The organism is Kitasatospora sp. MAP12-44 (assembly GCF_029892095.1).
GTDB lineage: Bacteria > Actinomycetota > Actinomycetes > Streptomycetales > Streptomycetaceae > Kitasatospora.
In genome coordinates, this window is the sequence record NZ_JARZAE010000004.1 from 3,903,879 (window position 1) to 3,917,876 (window position 13,998).

Annotated in this window: 13 protein-coding genes; 12 read left to right on the plus strand and 1 reads right to left on the minus strand. The window is 71.5% G+C overall.

The features are described 5' to 3' along the window. The first annotated feature begins 116 nt into the window (after positions 1-116). From P3T34_RS18260 to P3T34_RS18315, 12 genes are all read left to right on the plus strand, one after another. Positions 117-1,325 (plus strand): methyltransferase domain-containing protein, encoded by a 1,209-nt coding sequence (locus P3T34_RS18260; protein WP_280667098.1) that lies wholly within the window; start codon positions 117-119, stop codon positions 1,323-1,325. A gap of 156 nt (positions 1,326-1,481) precedes the next feature. Then, on the plus strand, positions 1,482-3,500 hold the full coding sequence (locus P3T34_RS18265; RefSeq protein WP_280667099.1) for an ABC transporter ATP-binding protein: 2,019 nt from the start codon (positions 1,482-1,484) through the stop codon (positions 3,498-3,500). A gap of 252 nt (positions 3,501-3,752) precedes the next feature. After that, the gene (locus P3T34_RS18270) at positions 3,753-4,727 is read left to right on the plus strand and encodes a hypothetical protein (RefSeq protein WP_280667100.1); all 975 of its coding nucleotides are present in this window, start codon (positions 3,753-3,755) and stop codon (positions 4,725-4,727) included. An 80-nt stretch (positions 4,728-4,807) separates the two neighbouring features. Next, the gene (locus tag P3T34_RS18275; RefSeq protein ID WP_280667101.1) at positions 4,808-5,434 is read left to right on the plus strand and encodes a 2'-5' RNA ligase family protein; all 627 of its coding nucleotides are present in this window, start codon (positions 4,808-4,810) and stop codon (positions 5,432-5,434) included. A 133-nt stretch (positions 5,435-5,567) separates the two neighbouring features. Beyond that, positions 5,568-5,879: a hypothetical protein gene (locus P3T34_RS18280; protein ID WP_280667102.1), complete on the plus strand. Its 312-nt coding sequence runs from the start codon at positions 5,568-5,570 to the stop codon at positions 5,877-5,879. 31 nt (positions 5,880-5,910) lie between these two features. After that, positions 5,911-7,110, plus strand: coding sequence for a methyltransferase, FxLD system (fxlM, locus tag P3T34_RS18285; protein ID WP_280667103.1), 1,200 nt, complete (start codon positions 5,911-5,913; stop codon positions 7,108-7,110). Positions 7,111-7,187: 77 nt separating this feature from the next. Beyond that, complete coding sequence (locus P3T34_RS18290) at positions 7,188-7,355, plus strand: hypothetical protein (protein ID WP_280667104.1); 168 nt, start codon at positions 7,188-7,190, stop codon at positions 7,353-7,355. 67 nt (positions 7,356-7,422) lie between these two features. Beyond that, positions 7,423-10,233, plus strand: a complete 2,811-nt coding sequence (locus P3T34_RS18295; RefSeq protein WP_280667105.1) for a lantibiotic dehydratase — start codon at positions 7,423-7,425, stop codon at positions 10,231-10,233. Continuing rightward, positions 10,226-11,464, plus strand: a complete 1,239-nt coding sequence (locus tag P3T34_RS18300) for a lanthionine synthetase C family protein (RefSeq protein ID WP_280667106.1) — start codon at positions 10,226-10,228, stop codon at positions 11,462-11,464. Before P3T34_RS18295 ends, P3T34_RS18300 begins: the two co-directional genes overlap by 8 nt. Before the next feature lie 130 nt (positions 11,465-11,594). Next, the gene (locus P3T34_RS18305; RefSeq protein ID WP_280667107.1) at positions 11,595-11,945 is read left to right on the plus strand and encodes a MazG-like family protein; all 351 of its coding nucleotides are present in this window, start codon (positions 11,595-11,597) and stop codon (positions 11,943-11,945) included. Between the two features lie 208 nt (positions 11,946-12,153). Next, entirely contained in the window at positions 12,154-13,014 is an 861-nt protein-coding gene (locus P3T34_RS18310) for an endonuclease/exonuclease/phosphatase family protein (protein WP_280667108.1), read from the plus strand. Next, the gene (locus P3T34_RS18315; protein WP_280667109.1) at positions 13,011-13,607 is read left to right on the plus strand and encodes a hypothetical protein; all 597 of its coding nucleotides are present in this window, start codon (positions 13,011-13,013) and stop codon (positions 13,605-13,607) included. Before P3T34_RS18310 ends, P3T34_RS18315 begins: the two co-directional genes overlap by 4 nt. A 117-nt stretch (positions 13,608-13,724) precedes the next feature. On the opposite strand, the gene P3T34_RS18320 is transcribed toward P3T34_RS18315, so the two are convergent. After that, on the minus strand, positions 13,725-13,988 hold the full coding sequence (locus P3T34_RS18320) for a hypothetical protein (RefSeq protein WP_280667110.1): 264 nt from the start codon (positions 13,986-13,988) through the stop codon (positions 13,725-13,727). Positions 13,989-13,998 lie beyond the last annotated feature (10 nt).

The window sequence follows — 13,998 nt, forward strand, 5'->3', positions numbered from 1 at the left end:
CCGACCGCCGCCCGGCCATGCCCTGGCGCGCGCCGACCTGGATGCGGTGCGCAGCGCTATCCCGGCCCACATCGTGCGTCCCTGACCATCGCCACATCCACCGACGGGAGACCGGGATGACCACTACACCAAGAAGCACAGCACCTTCGCTGCACGCCGTCGAGGATCCGCCTGCCCCAGCGAGGGCGGACACCACCACCGTCGACGCGGTGCCCAGCGGCTTCGCGCTCGCACTGGCCGCGGAGCCCGGGGTCCACGACCCGATGGTCATTGCGGCGGTGGCCGCCGTGCCCCGCCACCGCCTCATCCCGCGCGCCTACCAGCCGCTGGGAGAGCAGCGGCCTGCGACGCGCTGGCGGCTGCTGGACTCCGACGAGGACCGGGCCGCGCACCGGGTGCTCGTCTACTCCATGGATCAGGTGGTCGTCCAACTCGCCGACCAGCCGGCCGCCGACCACACGGTCGGCGCCATCTGCACCGGCCGGCCGGCCGCCCAGAGCTCCGGCGCCGGGCTCCTCGCGCGCACCCTGCAGGATCTGAGGGTCGGGGACGGCGACCGGTTCCTCGAACTGGGCGCGTGCACGGGCTACCTGTCCGCGGCCGCCCACCGACTGACCCGCCGCCAGGTCACCGGCGTCGAGTGCGACCGCGACCTGGTGCGCCAGGCCACGCCCAGGCTCCACGAGATCGGCGCCGACGTGCGCCTTCTGGCCCGCGACGCACTGCGCGGCCTGCCCGACGGCACCTGGGACAAGATCGCCGCCAGTTTCTCCGTGCCCGCCGTCCCGGCCGGCTGGCTGCGACACCTGGCACCGGGCGGGCTGCTGCGCACGACCGTCAACCCCGGCGCGCCCGGCTGGCACGCCACCGCCCTCATCGAACGCGACAAGGACGGCGCCTTCTCGGGCACGCTGAGCGCCGAACTGTGGGGGCACGTCCCGGCCCGAGGCGCCGGCTGGCTGCCCGTACCCGAGCAACGCTCAGCCGACGGCGCCACACGCACGGCCGTCCTGCCGCCGCCCCCGCACACCGAGCGCGGCTTCTGGGTCGCTGTCGGCCACCTGCTGCCCGGGGTCCGCCGCTTCTGGAACCCGGACGGCGACGAGGGCGTGCTGCTCGTCGGCACCGACGGATCGCGCGCCCATATTGCCCCGGACGGCGCCACCGTCACCGAGTGGGGCCCGCGCAACCTGTGGCAGCTCGCCGAGGACGTCCACGAACGCTGGACCGCCGCCGGACGACCGGACACCTACCGGCTGGAACTGACCGACCAGGAGCAACGGATCATCGGCGGCCCGGGCCTGCACTGGGTGCTGCCATTGTGACCGCCCCTCGCCAGCGCACCGCGGGCCTTCCGCGATCGCGTCACCGCGATGGCGGTGTAACGGGACCGGAGGAGGCCGGTTCGCCCGGTCGCCGCCCAACCCGGCTCGCGCCCCGCCACCCTGCCTGTGCCCTTCGACGAGTACTGGAGCCGCCCAGTGATCTGGCCACGCCGCAAGCCCCGCCCCGATTTCCAGCCCTCGGCCGGCGAGCTCCGTCTGTTCGGAGCCAGGTTCGGCTACGACTTCGGGTTCACCCGGCACGAGAGCGTCACCGCTGACGCCACGCTGCGCCGCGTCGCCCGGCAGATCCCGGCCATGCTGATGCTCGCCTGGCGCCTGGCCTGGCGGGCCGACCGGCGGGCCCTGGTCGGCGTGGTGTGCGCCGAGGTTGGGCGCGCCGCCTTCGCCGCGGTTGCGCTGGTGGCGACCAACCGGGTGCTGGCCAAGCTGCTGGCCGGCGGCAGCGCCACGCAGAGTCTCCACCGCGCGCTGGTGCCGCTGCTGGTCGCGGGTGCGGCCACCGGTGCGGCGAGCTGGCTGTCGTCCGCCTCCACGTGGGCGGCGGCGGTCCTGGAGCCCCAGGTCGAGCGGATCACCACCCTGACGCTGTTGCGGCACGCCGACTCGGTCGAGCTCGCCGCCCTGGAGGACGCGGAGTTCGCCCGGACGCTGGAGAGCGCGCGTTTCGGCGCGGACTCGGTGCGGCGCCTGACCAGCGAGGCCGTCTCCGTGCTGGGCTCCATGCTGACCATGACGGCGACGGCCGGGGTGATCCTGTCGCTGAATGTGGCGCTGCTGCCGATGCTGGTGCTGATCGCGCTGCCCCGGGCCTGGGGTGCGGTGCGCACCGCCCGGCGCCGGCACGCCTCGGTGATGGCCTGGCTTCAGCACGCTCGGGCCTCGAACCTGATCTGTCAGCAGGTCACCGCCACGCAGAACGCAGCCGAGTTGCGGGTCCACGGGGTGGGTCGGTGGCTGCTGGAGTGCTACGAGGAGATGGCGCGCACCTCCGAGCGGGAGCGCCGGCGCCTAGCCGGGGCCGCGGCCGCGACCTCGGCCGGCTCCTCGGCGGCGTCCGGCGCCGCCTCGCTGGCCACCTTCGTCCTCCTGGGCTGGCTCGTGCTCTCCCACCGGCTGCCGATGGCTGGCGCTGTCACGGTCATCGTCGGTATCCGCAGTGGTGCCGCGACGGTTGGGACCCTGCTGACCGGTGTGAACCGAATGTTCGAGGAGTCGTTGTACGTGCGGGACCTCGAGCGGCTCGGTACCGCTGCGGCCGAGCGGGCCATCCCAGTCGGGGGCGTCGACCTGCCGCAGCGGCCTGCCGAGATCCGGCTGGAGAAGGTGACGTTCACCTACGCCGGCCGCACCTCACCATCGCTGAGCAGCGTGTCCTTGGTCATCCCCCGCGGCAAGGTCGTCGCCCTTGTCGGCGTCAACGGCGCCGGCAAGAGCACCATTGCCAAAATGCTCGTTGGCCTCTACCAGCCTGACGAGGGCCGGATCCTGTGGGACGACGTGGACACCCGCACCGCTGACCGCCGCCAGCAGTTCGACTCGTGTGTGCTGTTCGCCCAGGACTTCGTCCGCTGGCCGTTCACCATCCGGGCCAACACCACGGCTGGGCGCCCCGAACACGCCGAGGACGGCCAAGCCCTGCAGGGCGCGGCCGACTTCGCCGGGCTCGAAGCCCTGCTGGGCGAGCAGCCGAATGGCTGGGACACCATGGCGGCCAAGGGCTTCACCGGAGGCGTCGAGCTGTCCGGCGGCCAGTGGCAGAGGATCGGCACCGGCCGAGCGGCCTTCCGGTTCTCCACCATCGGCACCGACGCGAGGCCCCCGCACCTGGTGATCGCCGACGAGCCCACCTCCGCTCTCGACCCGGCCGCCGAGATCGCCGCCTTCGACCGCATCCGCTCGCTGGCCGAACAGGGCATGGCGGTGGTTCTGATCACCCACCGCCTGGCCGCCAGCGCCGCCGCCGACCTGATCTACGTCCTCGATGGCGGCGAGCTCGTCGAACAGGGCACCCACGACCAGCTCATGGCCAACGAGCCGGACCCGGACTGGCCCGGGCGCGGCAGCTACCGCACCGCCTACCTGCTCCAGGCCCGCCAGTACGACAACACCCCCCTGCCCGGACAGCGCCGCCCCCGCACCGCCGACCGGACCTGACCGCCCCTCAAGGTCGTCGGCTGGCGACATCGCCCTGCCCGCCCACTGCCCTGACTGCCGCATCAAGGAGCCGTCCGTCGTGATCACCGGCCACTGTCGCGCCCACCGGGCGCACATGACACCGCGGGACAATCCGCGTCCCGGAGCGGGCGGGCCCCGCGCGCCGCCCCTCAGTCTCGTCTGCGCCAAATCGTCAACCCTGCGCGGCCCGATCCCTGCCCGCGAGCAACACCCATCACCGAAGGAGCAACGTTGTCCGACACCAGCACCAGTCCGACCAGCACGACGCCGGAGACGATCCGGATCCTGGGCTGGAACGTCCAGCACGGCCGGCACCGCGATTCGGCCATCGCCTTCATCCAGTCCCTCGACCCGGCGCCGGAGATCATCCTGTGGCAGGAGGCGCAGCCCGGCGATCCGAAGAAGGGCATACCTTCGGACGCCGAGGTGGTCTCCGAGGCGCTGGGGATGGACGTCTACGAGAACGTGCTGACCCCGCACATGCGGCGCCCGAAGCACAATCTGATCCTCATCAAGCGCGACGGCGTGTTCGTCCACGACGGCACCTACCAGCATCCCGGGGCGCCGCACCAGGCGCCGGCGAACGTCGCGGTGCGGCTGCGGCTTCCCGACGGGACGCTGTCCTACCGCCGGCTCCTGCTGCTGTCCGGTCACGCCTGCTACTACTCGGCGCCGATCCGCGAGATGGAGGCCGACTTCGTGCTGTCGGTGTTCAAGGACCGGGAGTTGGGCTACGCGGAGTTCGACTGCAATTCCTACCGCAAGGACCGCCACCCTCGTGATCTGCAGAGCGTCCGCGACCGGACGTTCGCAACCAACCGCTCACGCCTGACCGCTGACGGGGAGTTCGTCCCCGACGACTTCTTCGACCGGAGGCTGGTCAACGCCGGCCTGGTTGACGTCGGCCTGTGGGCCGCGCAGAAGCTGGGGCAGGAGGGCGCGGACGGCCCCACCGCGGGCTGGGGGCCGGACAAGCGCGACCAGCGCGCCGAGCCGCTGGACGGCGACGACAGCGACCAGGAGCAGGCGTCGGCGATCGACCGCGGCTACACCGTCCAGGAGCTCGCGCCCGTGCTGGTGTCAGCCGGCCCTATCGACGACGAGCAGACCCGCGCCTGCTCCGACCACTTCCCGGTGGACTCCCTGTGGCGGTACAGCGGCCTGGTGGAGGTCATGGACCGCCGGGTCGACGTCATCGCGCACTGAACCACCCCACGACCGCGACCGCTGGTCCCCAACTCCGAAAGAGGTACTTCACCATGCCGCACATCCGCGAAGCGTTCGCCATGAAAAACTTTTTCGCGGGCGTCGAGGCCCGTCAACACCACGCCTGGCCCGCAGGCCGGCGGGACCTGCACTGGCATGTCCTGCCGGACGAGGAGACCGCCCGTCAGCTAATCGAGCCGTACGAGGACCTGCTGACCGTGCCGGGACTGTACGCCGTCCCACCGCAGTGGCTGCACCTTACCGTCCTGCACGCCGGGCCCCAGCAGGACACGAGCGATGACGAGCTGGCGGCCATCGTCGAGCGGGTCCGGGCCGATGCCGCCGAGATCGCCCCATTCGACGTAGTCCTGGAGCGGCCGGGGGTGGGCTGGGTCGCTCTGGAGCGGGCTGGCCACCCGGGCGCTCCCGCCCGGCGACTGTGGAAGCTGACCTCGCAGGCCCACGCCGCGGTGCTCGGGGACCGAGTGCCGGTTACCCCCGCGGCCTACCAGCCGCACCTGAGCATCGCCTACGCCGGGACCGGCGCGGAACTCGCTGACCGGGCGCAACTCAAGGTCGTGTTGTCCGACATCGAGGGCGGCCCGGTCGTCCTGCGGGCCGAGAAGCTGTCGCTGGTCTCGCAGTGGCACAACGGCGAGAACTTGATCTGCTGGGAGCACCTGCTCGACGTCCCGCTCGGCGGGTAACGCGGGCAGCCCCCGGCCACCTTCACGAGCCCGGCCGTTGGAGTGGAGGCCATCGCGTCCGCTCAACTCCTCTGAATGCTCCGGATTTTCGAATTGGTCACCTGCGGGACCGTCAATGTCTAAGCTCCCCAGCATGAACACCGTCAGTGACAGTGCCGTCACTTCCGTCGAGCCGTTGAAGGCAGCTCTGATCGACCAGCTCCGCCGCATGAACGCGATCCGGACCGCACCAGTGCAGCGGGCCTTCCGCACCGTGGACCGTCATCGCTTCGCCCCGGAAGCCCCACTGGAGGAGGTCTACTCCGACAAGTCCATCGTGACCAAGCGCGATGACCGGGGCCTTGCAGTCAGCAGCATGTCAGCGCCGCGCATCCAGGCGTTCAAGCTTCCCGAGGGGCTTGTCATCGACAAGAAGCACACCCGGTTTGCCGTCTCCTGGCCCTGACGATGATCCTCACCAAGCAGAAAGCGAGCGGATGAACGCCACCACCAGTGAATCCACCCAGCTGAACGAGCGGCTCGTTGCCGACCTGCAACTCAGCGGCAGGATTAACTCGCCGGAAGTCGCTGAGGCGTTCACCGCCACGCCACGGCACCTCTTCCTGCCCGGCGTCGCCATCGCCGACGCCTACAAGGACGACTCCGTGTTCACGGACCGCGACGACGAGGGCCGCCCCGTCAGCTCGGTCAGCGCGCCGTGGCTGGTCGCGGCGATGCTGGAGTACCTGAGCCCGCGTCCCGGAGACTCGGTGATGGAGATCGGTTCGGGGGGCTACAACGCCGCTCTCCTGCGCAGCGTGGTCGGCCCTGACGGCGCGGTGACGAGTATCGACATCGACCCGGCCGTTATCGACCGCGCGCGCCTGTGCCTCAAGGCGGCGGGCCTGGACGGCGCGGTCCGTCTGGTGACCGGCGACGGGGCGCACGGCGTGGCGGACGCCGCCCCGTACGACCGGATCACGGTGACCGTGCAGGCGCCCGCCATCGCGCCAGCCTGGCTGGAGCAGCTGGCCGCCGACGGAGTCCTCGTCGTTCCGATGCGGGTACGCGGACTGGGCCGCCTGGTCTCCCTGACACCGGCGGGCGACGGCCACTGGTCCGGCGGCGGCTGGCTGCCCTGCGGCTTCGTCCGGATGCGTGGCGAGGGCGCCAACGCGACCGAGACGATCGAGCTGGCGCCCGGGGTGCGGCTGCGCGTGGACGGCATCCAGCAACTCGAGCATGGCGCGCTGTCCGAGGCTCTGACCGGCGAGCGGATCGAGTGCTGGACGGGCGTCGTGGTGGGCGGCAGCGAGAAGACCCGGCCCGTGGTGGACCTCTGGCTCGCCACCGCGCTCGACAACTACGGGCGGCTGCTGACCGACCAGCAGGCGCTGGCGACGGTACTGCCCGGCGGCACCCCGGTCACCTGGACCTCCACGTCGCTCGCCTACGTGACGATGCGCCCCGTGGCGGGGCAGAGCGACCGCTACGAGTACGGAGTCGTTCTCCATGGCCCGGATCGCAGCCTGGCCGATGAGGTCGTCGGCCGGATGAAGGAGTGGGACAGCGAGTACCGCGGCGGCGCCGGGCCCGTGCTTCACGTCTACGCCGAGGGCACGGACCCCGCCGCCGTGGCCCCGGGGCGCGTGCTGGACCGGCCCGGCCCGCCCATGGTGCTGGCCTGGAGCGCCTGACGCTCCCTTGAACTCCCGGACCCCGCTGGGGTTCCGGGCGCACCATCCCTAACCAAAGAGTTGGAAGGAGGATGCACATGAGTGCCGAACTGCTCTCCGTGTTCGAGCTCAACCCGCAGACCATTGCGCTGAGCGCGATCCGCGAGAACTACGCCGACACCGAGGGTGACACCACCGGTGACGGGTGCGGGGAGTCCCCGCCGCAGGGCGCGACGACTGGCTGCGCGTTCCCGGGTCAGCTGTAGTACGCCACGGGTGGGTGCCCCTTCGGGGGCGCCCACCCGTCCGGACAACACCTAAGGGGGAGGATCGATGCAGAGGTTCACGCTCGTGCCCGGCCCGGTGGCGATGGCCCGGATTCCGCTGCTGCCGGCCAACGACCCGAACGCTGGGGAAGAGCTGCTGGCCGAAGGGCTCTTTCTCGCCTCGCGCGACCTTGACGCCCCGTCCGCGAACTCGGAGCGGGCCGAGCTGACGAGGGCCGCGTACGCGCTGCGGGCCCGCAGCCGCACGACCCCGCACGGTATCTGGGCCGCCGCGACCACCGCCCGCCTGGAGGCGGGCGAGCCCGAACTGCTCCTGGGCGAGGAGCACCGTTGTGTGACGCTGCCGGGCCCCGGGTGGCTGGCCGCCGTCGCCGACCGGTGCCTCGACGCGCCGGGCGTCCTGGAGGCCCTGACGCTGACGACGAACCTGCTGGCGGTGCGGCGCGGGAAGCTGCTGGAGGTCGAGCACCCCGGTGCCGTTGGCACCGCCCAGCTTGGCACCGTGCAGGCAACCGAGCTGTCTATCTGGCTTTTGGAGTTGTGCGACCTTCCCGGTGGTGCTCCCGTCGGACAGGTGCTCGCCGGGATACTGGAGCGCTGGCCCGGCGCGACCTCGCAGGCCGCCCGAACTGCTCTGGTGCAGATGATCCGGACGGGCCTGCTACTGCCCGATCTGCTGCCCGCCGACCCGACGGCCGACCCGCTGGAGCACCTGACCGCGAAGCTCCCCGCGACGGTCCCGCTGCACGGGGACCTGCTCCATCTGCGAGAAGTGCTGCGGGACGCCGACACACACCCACCGGGCGGGCCCGGCCGCCTGCCGCTGCTGCACACCGCCCGGAAGGCGGCCGACGCGATCCATCCCAGCCGTCGGCCGCTGACCGTCGACACCATCGCACAGGCCCAGCTTCGGCTGCCGACCTCGATAGGCAGCGAGGCCGCCCGCGCGGTAGAGCTGCTGTGGCGCATCGGGCAACGCACTCCCCCGCTTCGGGCGTGGACCGCCAAGTTCCACGAGACGTACGGACCGCACCGGATGGTCCCCCTGCTGGAGGCCATCGACCCGGCCGTCGGCATCGGCCCGACCGGTCCGGAGGACGCCATCGGTGCCAGCTCGGACCTCGACGACCAGCGCTCGCGGCTGCTTCTCGGCCTGCTGACGGGAGCGCTCTCACGCGGCGGCAACGCCGTGGATCTGACCGACGAGATGGTGGATGCGCTTGCGCACAACCGGGACGAAGCCCCGCCGCGCACCGCCGAGGTCCACGTCCGCGTCCTGGACACCACTACCGGGCCGCTGGAGCTGGTGGTGGGCCCGCACGCGGCCCAGGATGCCGGATCGGCCGCCGCCCGCTTCGCCCGCCACCTGCCTGCCCTCAACGCAACGATGGAGAGCGGCCCAGGGCTGGTGAGCGCCGAGGTCGTCTGCCGGCCGCTCACCACGGCCACCGGTGCCCTCGCCGTGGAGACCGGGACGGCTGCCTACCGGATTCCGATCGGCGTGCCGCTACGCGACGGCGACCTCGACCCCCGCGACCTCCTCGTCACGACCACCAGCCGGGGCCAACTCGCCCTCTACTCATCCCGGTTGCAACGCCAGGTACGACCGGTCCTGCTCAGCCGCATCACCCGCTCCCTCCTGCCGCCAGCCGCTCAGCTGCTCCACCTGCTCGGGCACGCCGACGAACGGCCCTGGCACCCCTGGTCCTGGGGCCCGGCCGGTGACGCCCCGTACACCCCGCGCGTCACCTACCGCTCCACCGTGCTGGCCCCGCAGCGCTGGCAGCTCCCCCAGGCTCTGCACGCCACCGTCAACCACCGCGCCCGCTGGCTGGAGCACCTGGCGGACTGGCGCAGCCACACCGCCACGGCCGTCCCGGACGAAGTGGTGGTCGAGGAGAGGGACCGGCACCTTCCGCTCGACCTGCGCCTTCCCGAGCACCGCGAGCTGCTGCGCCGCAGCGTCCGGCGCGGATGCCGCACCGTCGCCGAAGTCCTGGGCGGGGACGGCGTCGTGCAGGGCCCGCGCGGTCGCCACCAACTGGAACTCGTCGTCCCCCTCTACCGGCGCGGCGGCGGGCAGGCCGAGCAGCGCTTCGACCCGCGCGCCGCCGCCCGGCCCCGCGCCGCCGACACCATCCCTCCAGGCGGCACCTGGCTGTCGCTCGCGCTACCGGTCCCGGCCCGCCTTCAGGACCAGGTGCTCGCCCAACTGCCGCCCGCACCTGACGGCGTCCTCTTCTACTGGCTGCGGTACACCAGCGCGGAGCTTGGCCAGCACCTGCGGCTGCGCTACCGGGCGGCCCCCGAAGTCCTGGCAGGTGTCCAGCAGAGGATGGCCGGCTGGGCCGACGAGATGGCACACCAGCACCTGAGCAACGGTCGGCTCTCGGTCCTGCCGTACCAGCGCGAGACCCAGCGCTACGGCGGCCCCGAGGCCATCGCCGCCGCAGAAGAACTGTTCGCCGCCGACGCCGCGCTGACGCTCGCGATCATCACCGAGCTGCCGGACCAGGACCACTGGCTCATCCTCGCCGCCCACTGCGCCGCCGCCATCGCCAGCGGCCTCCGCGCGCCCGCCGCCGCCCGCCCCCGCCCCCTCCTCGCCGAGCTGCGCCGCCAACGGGAAACCCTCCGCGCCCGCTGCCGCGCGGCATCCATACCGGCAGAGCTGACCAACGCCTGGACCAACCGGCAGACCGCCCTTGCCACCTACCGACCGCTGCTCACCAACGACACCGCACCCCTGTGCGCCTCCGACGCGATCCACCTGCACTGCAACCGACTCCTCGGCACCGACCCAGCCCGCGAGCAGCTAGCCCGCTCCCTCGCCACCGACCTGATCCGCCATGGCTGACCCCACCAGCCACCTGATCGAGCAGATCGCCGACGTCGTCGCAGACCCCGCCAACGTCACCGCCGAGCTGCGGCCCGCAGCCGCGAGCACGCTCGCCGACGGGCTGCCCGGCACCGCACTGCTGCTCGCTGTGCTCTCCCGCTCCGACCCCCTCTTTGCTGGCGCGGCAGATCGCCACTGGGAGGCCGCCGCGCGCCTCCTCACCAGCTCCGCCGCCGACGGGATATATGCCGGTCCGGGCGCGTTGGCCGCCTCCCTCATCCTCGGCAGCGCCTACCTGCCGAACGGCCGCGTCCAGCTCGACGCGGTCACCCGGGCCAGTGCCTGGCTGTCAGCCCGCGCCGAGGGACTGGCCGCTCACCAGCACCAGCGCCTTCGGGACGGCCGCCTCGGCACGCCCTGGGCCGTCTACGACACCATCAAGGGCCTCACCGGCATCGGCCGCGTGCTCCTCGCCGCCCACCAACTCGGCCATCAGGAAGCCGAACCCGGCCTCACCGCAGCGCTCACCACCCTCACCGACATGATCACCACACCAGCCGGTGACCTGCCCGGTTGGTGGCTGGCCACCCCGGACCACGCCCTCGCCACCGTCAGCGGCGTTCCGGACACCGGCAGCGCAACCACCGGCGCTGCCCACGGCATCGCCGGGCCGCTCGCCCTGCTCGACACCGCCCATACCTACGCCGTCACCGTGCCGGGCCAACGGGATGCCATCGAGACCGCCGCCCGCTGGCTCGTAGCCTGGTCGGCCTCCGGCCCCTCCTGGCCTCCGCACATCCCCGGCCGCGATCTCCTCCACAGGCCGGACCCCGACCGGCTGTCCGCCATACCCGGGCGCCGCGATGCCTGGTGCTACGGCACACCCGGCGTAGCAGCCGCCCTCCACCACGCCGGCCGGACCCTCGGCGACCCGTCGCTCACCCACCACGCCCGCCGCGCACTCGACCTCCTCGCCCAGCGCGCGCCCGACAGCTGGGACACCGACGGCCCCGGACTTTGCCACGGCACCGCCGGAGTTCTTCAAGCCGCCACCCGGACCGGCTGCGTAGAGCTTGCCGCCCAAGCAGCCGTCCGCACCATCACTCTCCACCATCAGTCCGCCGAAGCACCGCAAGGGCTGGGGTTCCTCACCGGCCGGGCTGGGACTGCGCTTGCCCTCGCCGACCACCATCACTCATCCGAGATCAGCCAACTACCCACATGGGATGGCTTGTTGCTGTTGGCATGACCGCGCGACCAGCAGCGCCTCCCGCCAAGAGACGTAATCGAAATCGTCTCATTCGCCCCGGGCTCGCCGAGAACCGCCGGGAACCGCCTGGCTTGATCGACCGATTCGAACACAGGCAGGATCAGCGCCCATGGACCAGACCTGGGAGATCGTCAACTCCCTTGCCGGAAAGCTTGATTCATATTCTCCGATTGCTGCCGGGGAGCAGCGCTGGGCCTTGCTGGCCCTCAAACTCCAGGAGGAGTCCGGCGAGGTCGCCGAAGCCGTCATCGGGGCCCTTGGCCTCAATCCCCGCAAGGGCAAATCGCACACGTGGGACGACGTGAGGAGGGAGACCTGCGACGTGGCGGTGAGCGCACTGGTGATGCTCGCCCGTATGGGCGGCGACCCGCAATGGTTCTTCGAGGAGCACCTGAAGGGGCTCCAGATCCGGGATCTGGCACAGGAGGCGACGGATGACGAACCCGCCACGGTGAACTGAGCCGCAGCGACGCGGGGCCGTCCCACGTCGTCCCTCGCCCGACTACGCCACCCCAGCCGCGGCTGCGACGAGAGACACAAGGACCCATCAGGATGGACAGCTGCGCGGCCTGGGCCGCAGCGGAGTTGGCAGATCTCCTCACTTTCGACTTGCCGCGCGCACTACAGTCGTTGGTGGGCCAGGTGGGGCCCGTGAAGGGGGACTTCGGGTGAAGCTCACCATCGTTGTGCAGAATCTGGGCCGGGGCGGCATCTGGACCGGAAGTGGCGAGTACCACGACCGCTGGCCGCAACTGGTGGAGCGCATCGCCCCCTACCGGCCGGATCTGCTGCTGGTCCAGGAGTGCGAGGACTGGGAGAAGGACGGCCACAAGCAGCTCATCCGGGCGGAGCGTGACCTTGACATGGACGGCCTGCTTCCGCCCTGCCGCTCCGGCCGCGGACCCGCGCTGCTGTACCGCCGCTCCACCCTCGGCCGCCGCAGCGCCTGGAAGTTCGAGAACAACGCGGACGAAGTCCACCACGGTTTCGGGGTGGCCGCGTTCGATCTCCCGGGCCTGCCGATGCCGCTGGGCGTGGCGTCGGTCCACGTGACCCCCTGGGGATCGGACAAGGCCGTCGTCGAAGCCCAGTACATCGCCTCAAGGGCGTACAAGTACGGGCCGTATTGCATCGCCGGCGGCGACATCAACTACTCGCCGGCCGAGCCCTGGCCGGAGCCGCAGTACAGCAACCAGAAGCCCTACAACCGCGGGGCCCGCACCCTTCTGACAGGTCCCGATGCAGCGGGCCGACCGATGGCGGACCGCCGGGTCGCGCAGAAGTTCGCGCAGAACGGCTTCAAGGACGCGGCGCGCCTGGTGTTCGACCGCACCCAGGACCAGCGGGTGCTGGCGAAGACCGGCACGGACGATCGGATCGACCAGCTGTGGGTGAGCTCGCCGATCGCCCCCGCCGTGGTGTCCTACGAGCTGCTGGACACGCCGGACGGTGCCAGCGACCACTACGGCTTCGCGGTCGTGATCGACACCGAACTGATCGACACAGCCGATCCGTGGAGCTACACATGATCCAGCCCTTGCACGCCCTGTGGATGCGCTACCGCGCTGTGCGTCAGCGGCTGGACCGCAGGCGCAGCGAGCGGCTGCGGAGCAGGTACGCGAAGGAGTCCGCGTCCAAGGCTACCCGGCGGTCGGCCGAGGCCATGGTGGAGTGGCTGGTCGAGTTGCGGGGCCTGGTCGACCTGGACACCACCGTGCCGGCCGCCCTGGGTGACTGCTTGCGCGAGGACCGCTGGAACGACCCGACGTGGGTCCTCGACACGGCGCTCCTGGGCCAGTCGCAACTGTTCCGCGTCCTTGGCCACCGGGCCCGTGCCGCCGCCGAATGGAGTGTCGAGGAGACCGCGATCGACACCACCGAGCCGCGCCGGATCATCGTCCTGCACCCGGCCAGCACGACCTGGATCAGTGTGGAAAACCCGGGACTGGTCAGCGAGAGGTGGTGGTGGGGCCGGGTCCTCATCGGCCGCATCAACCCGGACGGCACTCTGGCCGATCACTCCTACGACGTCAAGCAGACAGAGATCACGGTGGCGTCGCTGCGTCGCACACTGCCCGAGGCGTTCAAAGGACTTGCTGAAGACCCCTGCGCTGGAGGATGACGGTGCCACCTACCTCTTCGACCGATGACCACTAGGGTCCGGATCATGCCTGAGTATCCGGTCGCCGACCTGGCCGCCTCCCTCCGGCGCGGCCAGCGTCGATCGACGCCGATTTCCTTACTCCGGCTGGTGTGGGCGCACTGGTCCGGGCGGGCCTTCCGAGCCGTTCCACTCCTCCGGTACGCGCAGCAGCGGTGCCCCATTGCCACTCGGAGCCGCGCGAAGAAGGCGCCGCACCGCCGTGATCGCCAGGATCGCGAACGGGATGAGCATGATCTGTCCGACGCCCAGCACGATCAGCCGCCCGGCCGAGGAGAGCTGCCCGGCCAGTGTGATGCGCACCGCGAGCACCTCGAAGACCCCGCCGAGCGCGATCGGCACGCACGCGGCC

Bases quoted from the DNA above. Each gene is read 5' to 3' on its own strand.
- P3T34_RS18260 (WP_280667098.1), top strand. From the start codon at position 117: ATGACCACTACACCAAGAAGCACAGCACCTTCGCTGCACGCCGTCGAG.
- P3T34_RS18275 (WP_280667101.1), top strand. From the start codon at position 4,808: ATGAAAAACTTTTTCGCGGGCGTCGAGGCCCGTCAACACCACGCCTGG.
- P3T34_RS18280 (WP_280667102.1), top strand. From the start codon at position 5,568: ATGAACACCGTCAGTGACAGTGCCGTCACTTCCGTCGAGCCGTTGAAG.
- fxlM (WP_280667103.1), top strand. From the start codon at position 5,911: ATGAACGCCACCACCAGTGAATCCACCCAGCTGAACGAGCGGCTCGTT.
- P3T34_RS18290 (WP_280667104.1), top strand. From the start codon at position 7,188: ATGAGTGCCGAACTGCTCTCCGTGTTCGAGCTCAACCCGCAGACCATT.
- P3T34_RS18295 (WP_280667105.1), top strand. From the start codon at position 7,423: ATGCAGAGGTTCACGCTCGTGCCCGGCCCGGTGGCGATGGCCCGGATT.
- P3T34_RS18300 (WP_280667106.1), top strand. From the start codon at position 10,226: ATGGCTGACCCCACCAGCCACCTGATCGAGCAGATCGCCGACGTCGTC.
- P3T34_RS18305 (WP_280667107.1), top strand. From the start codon at position 11,595: ATGGACCAGACCTGGGAGATCGTCAACTCCCTTGCCGGAAAGCTTGAT.
- P3T34_RS18315 (WP_280667109.1), top strand. From the start codon at position 13,011: ATGATCCAGCCCTTGCACGCCCTGTGGATGCGCTACCGCGCTGTGCGT.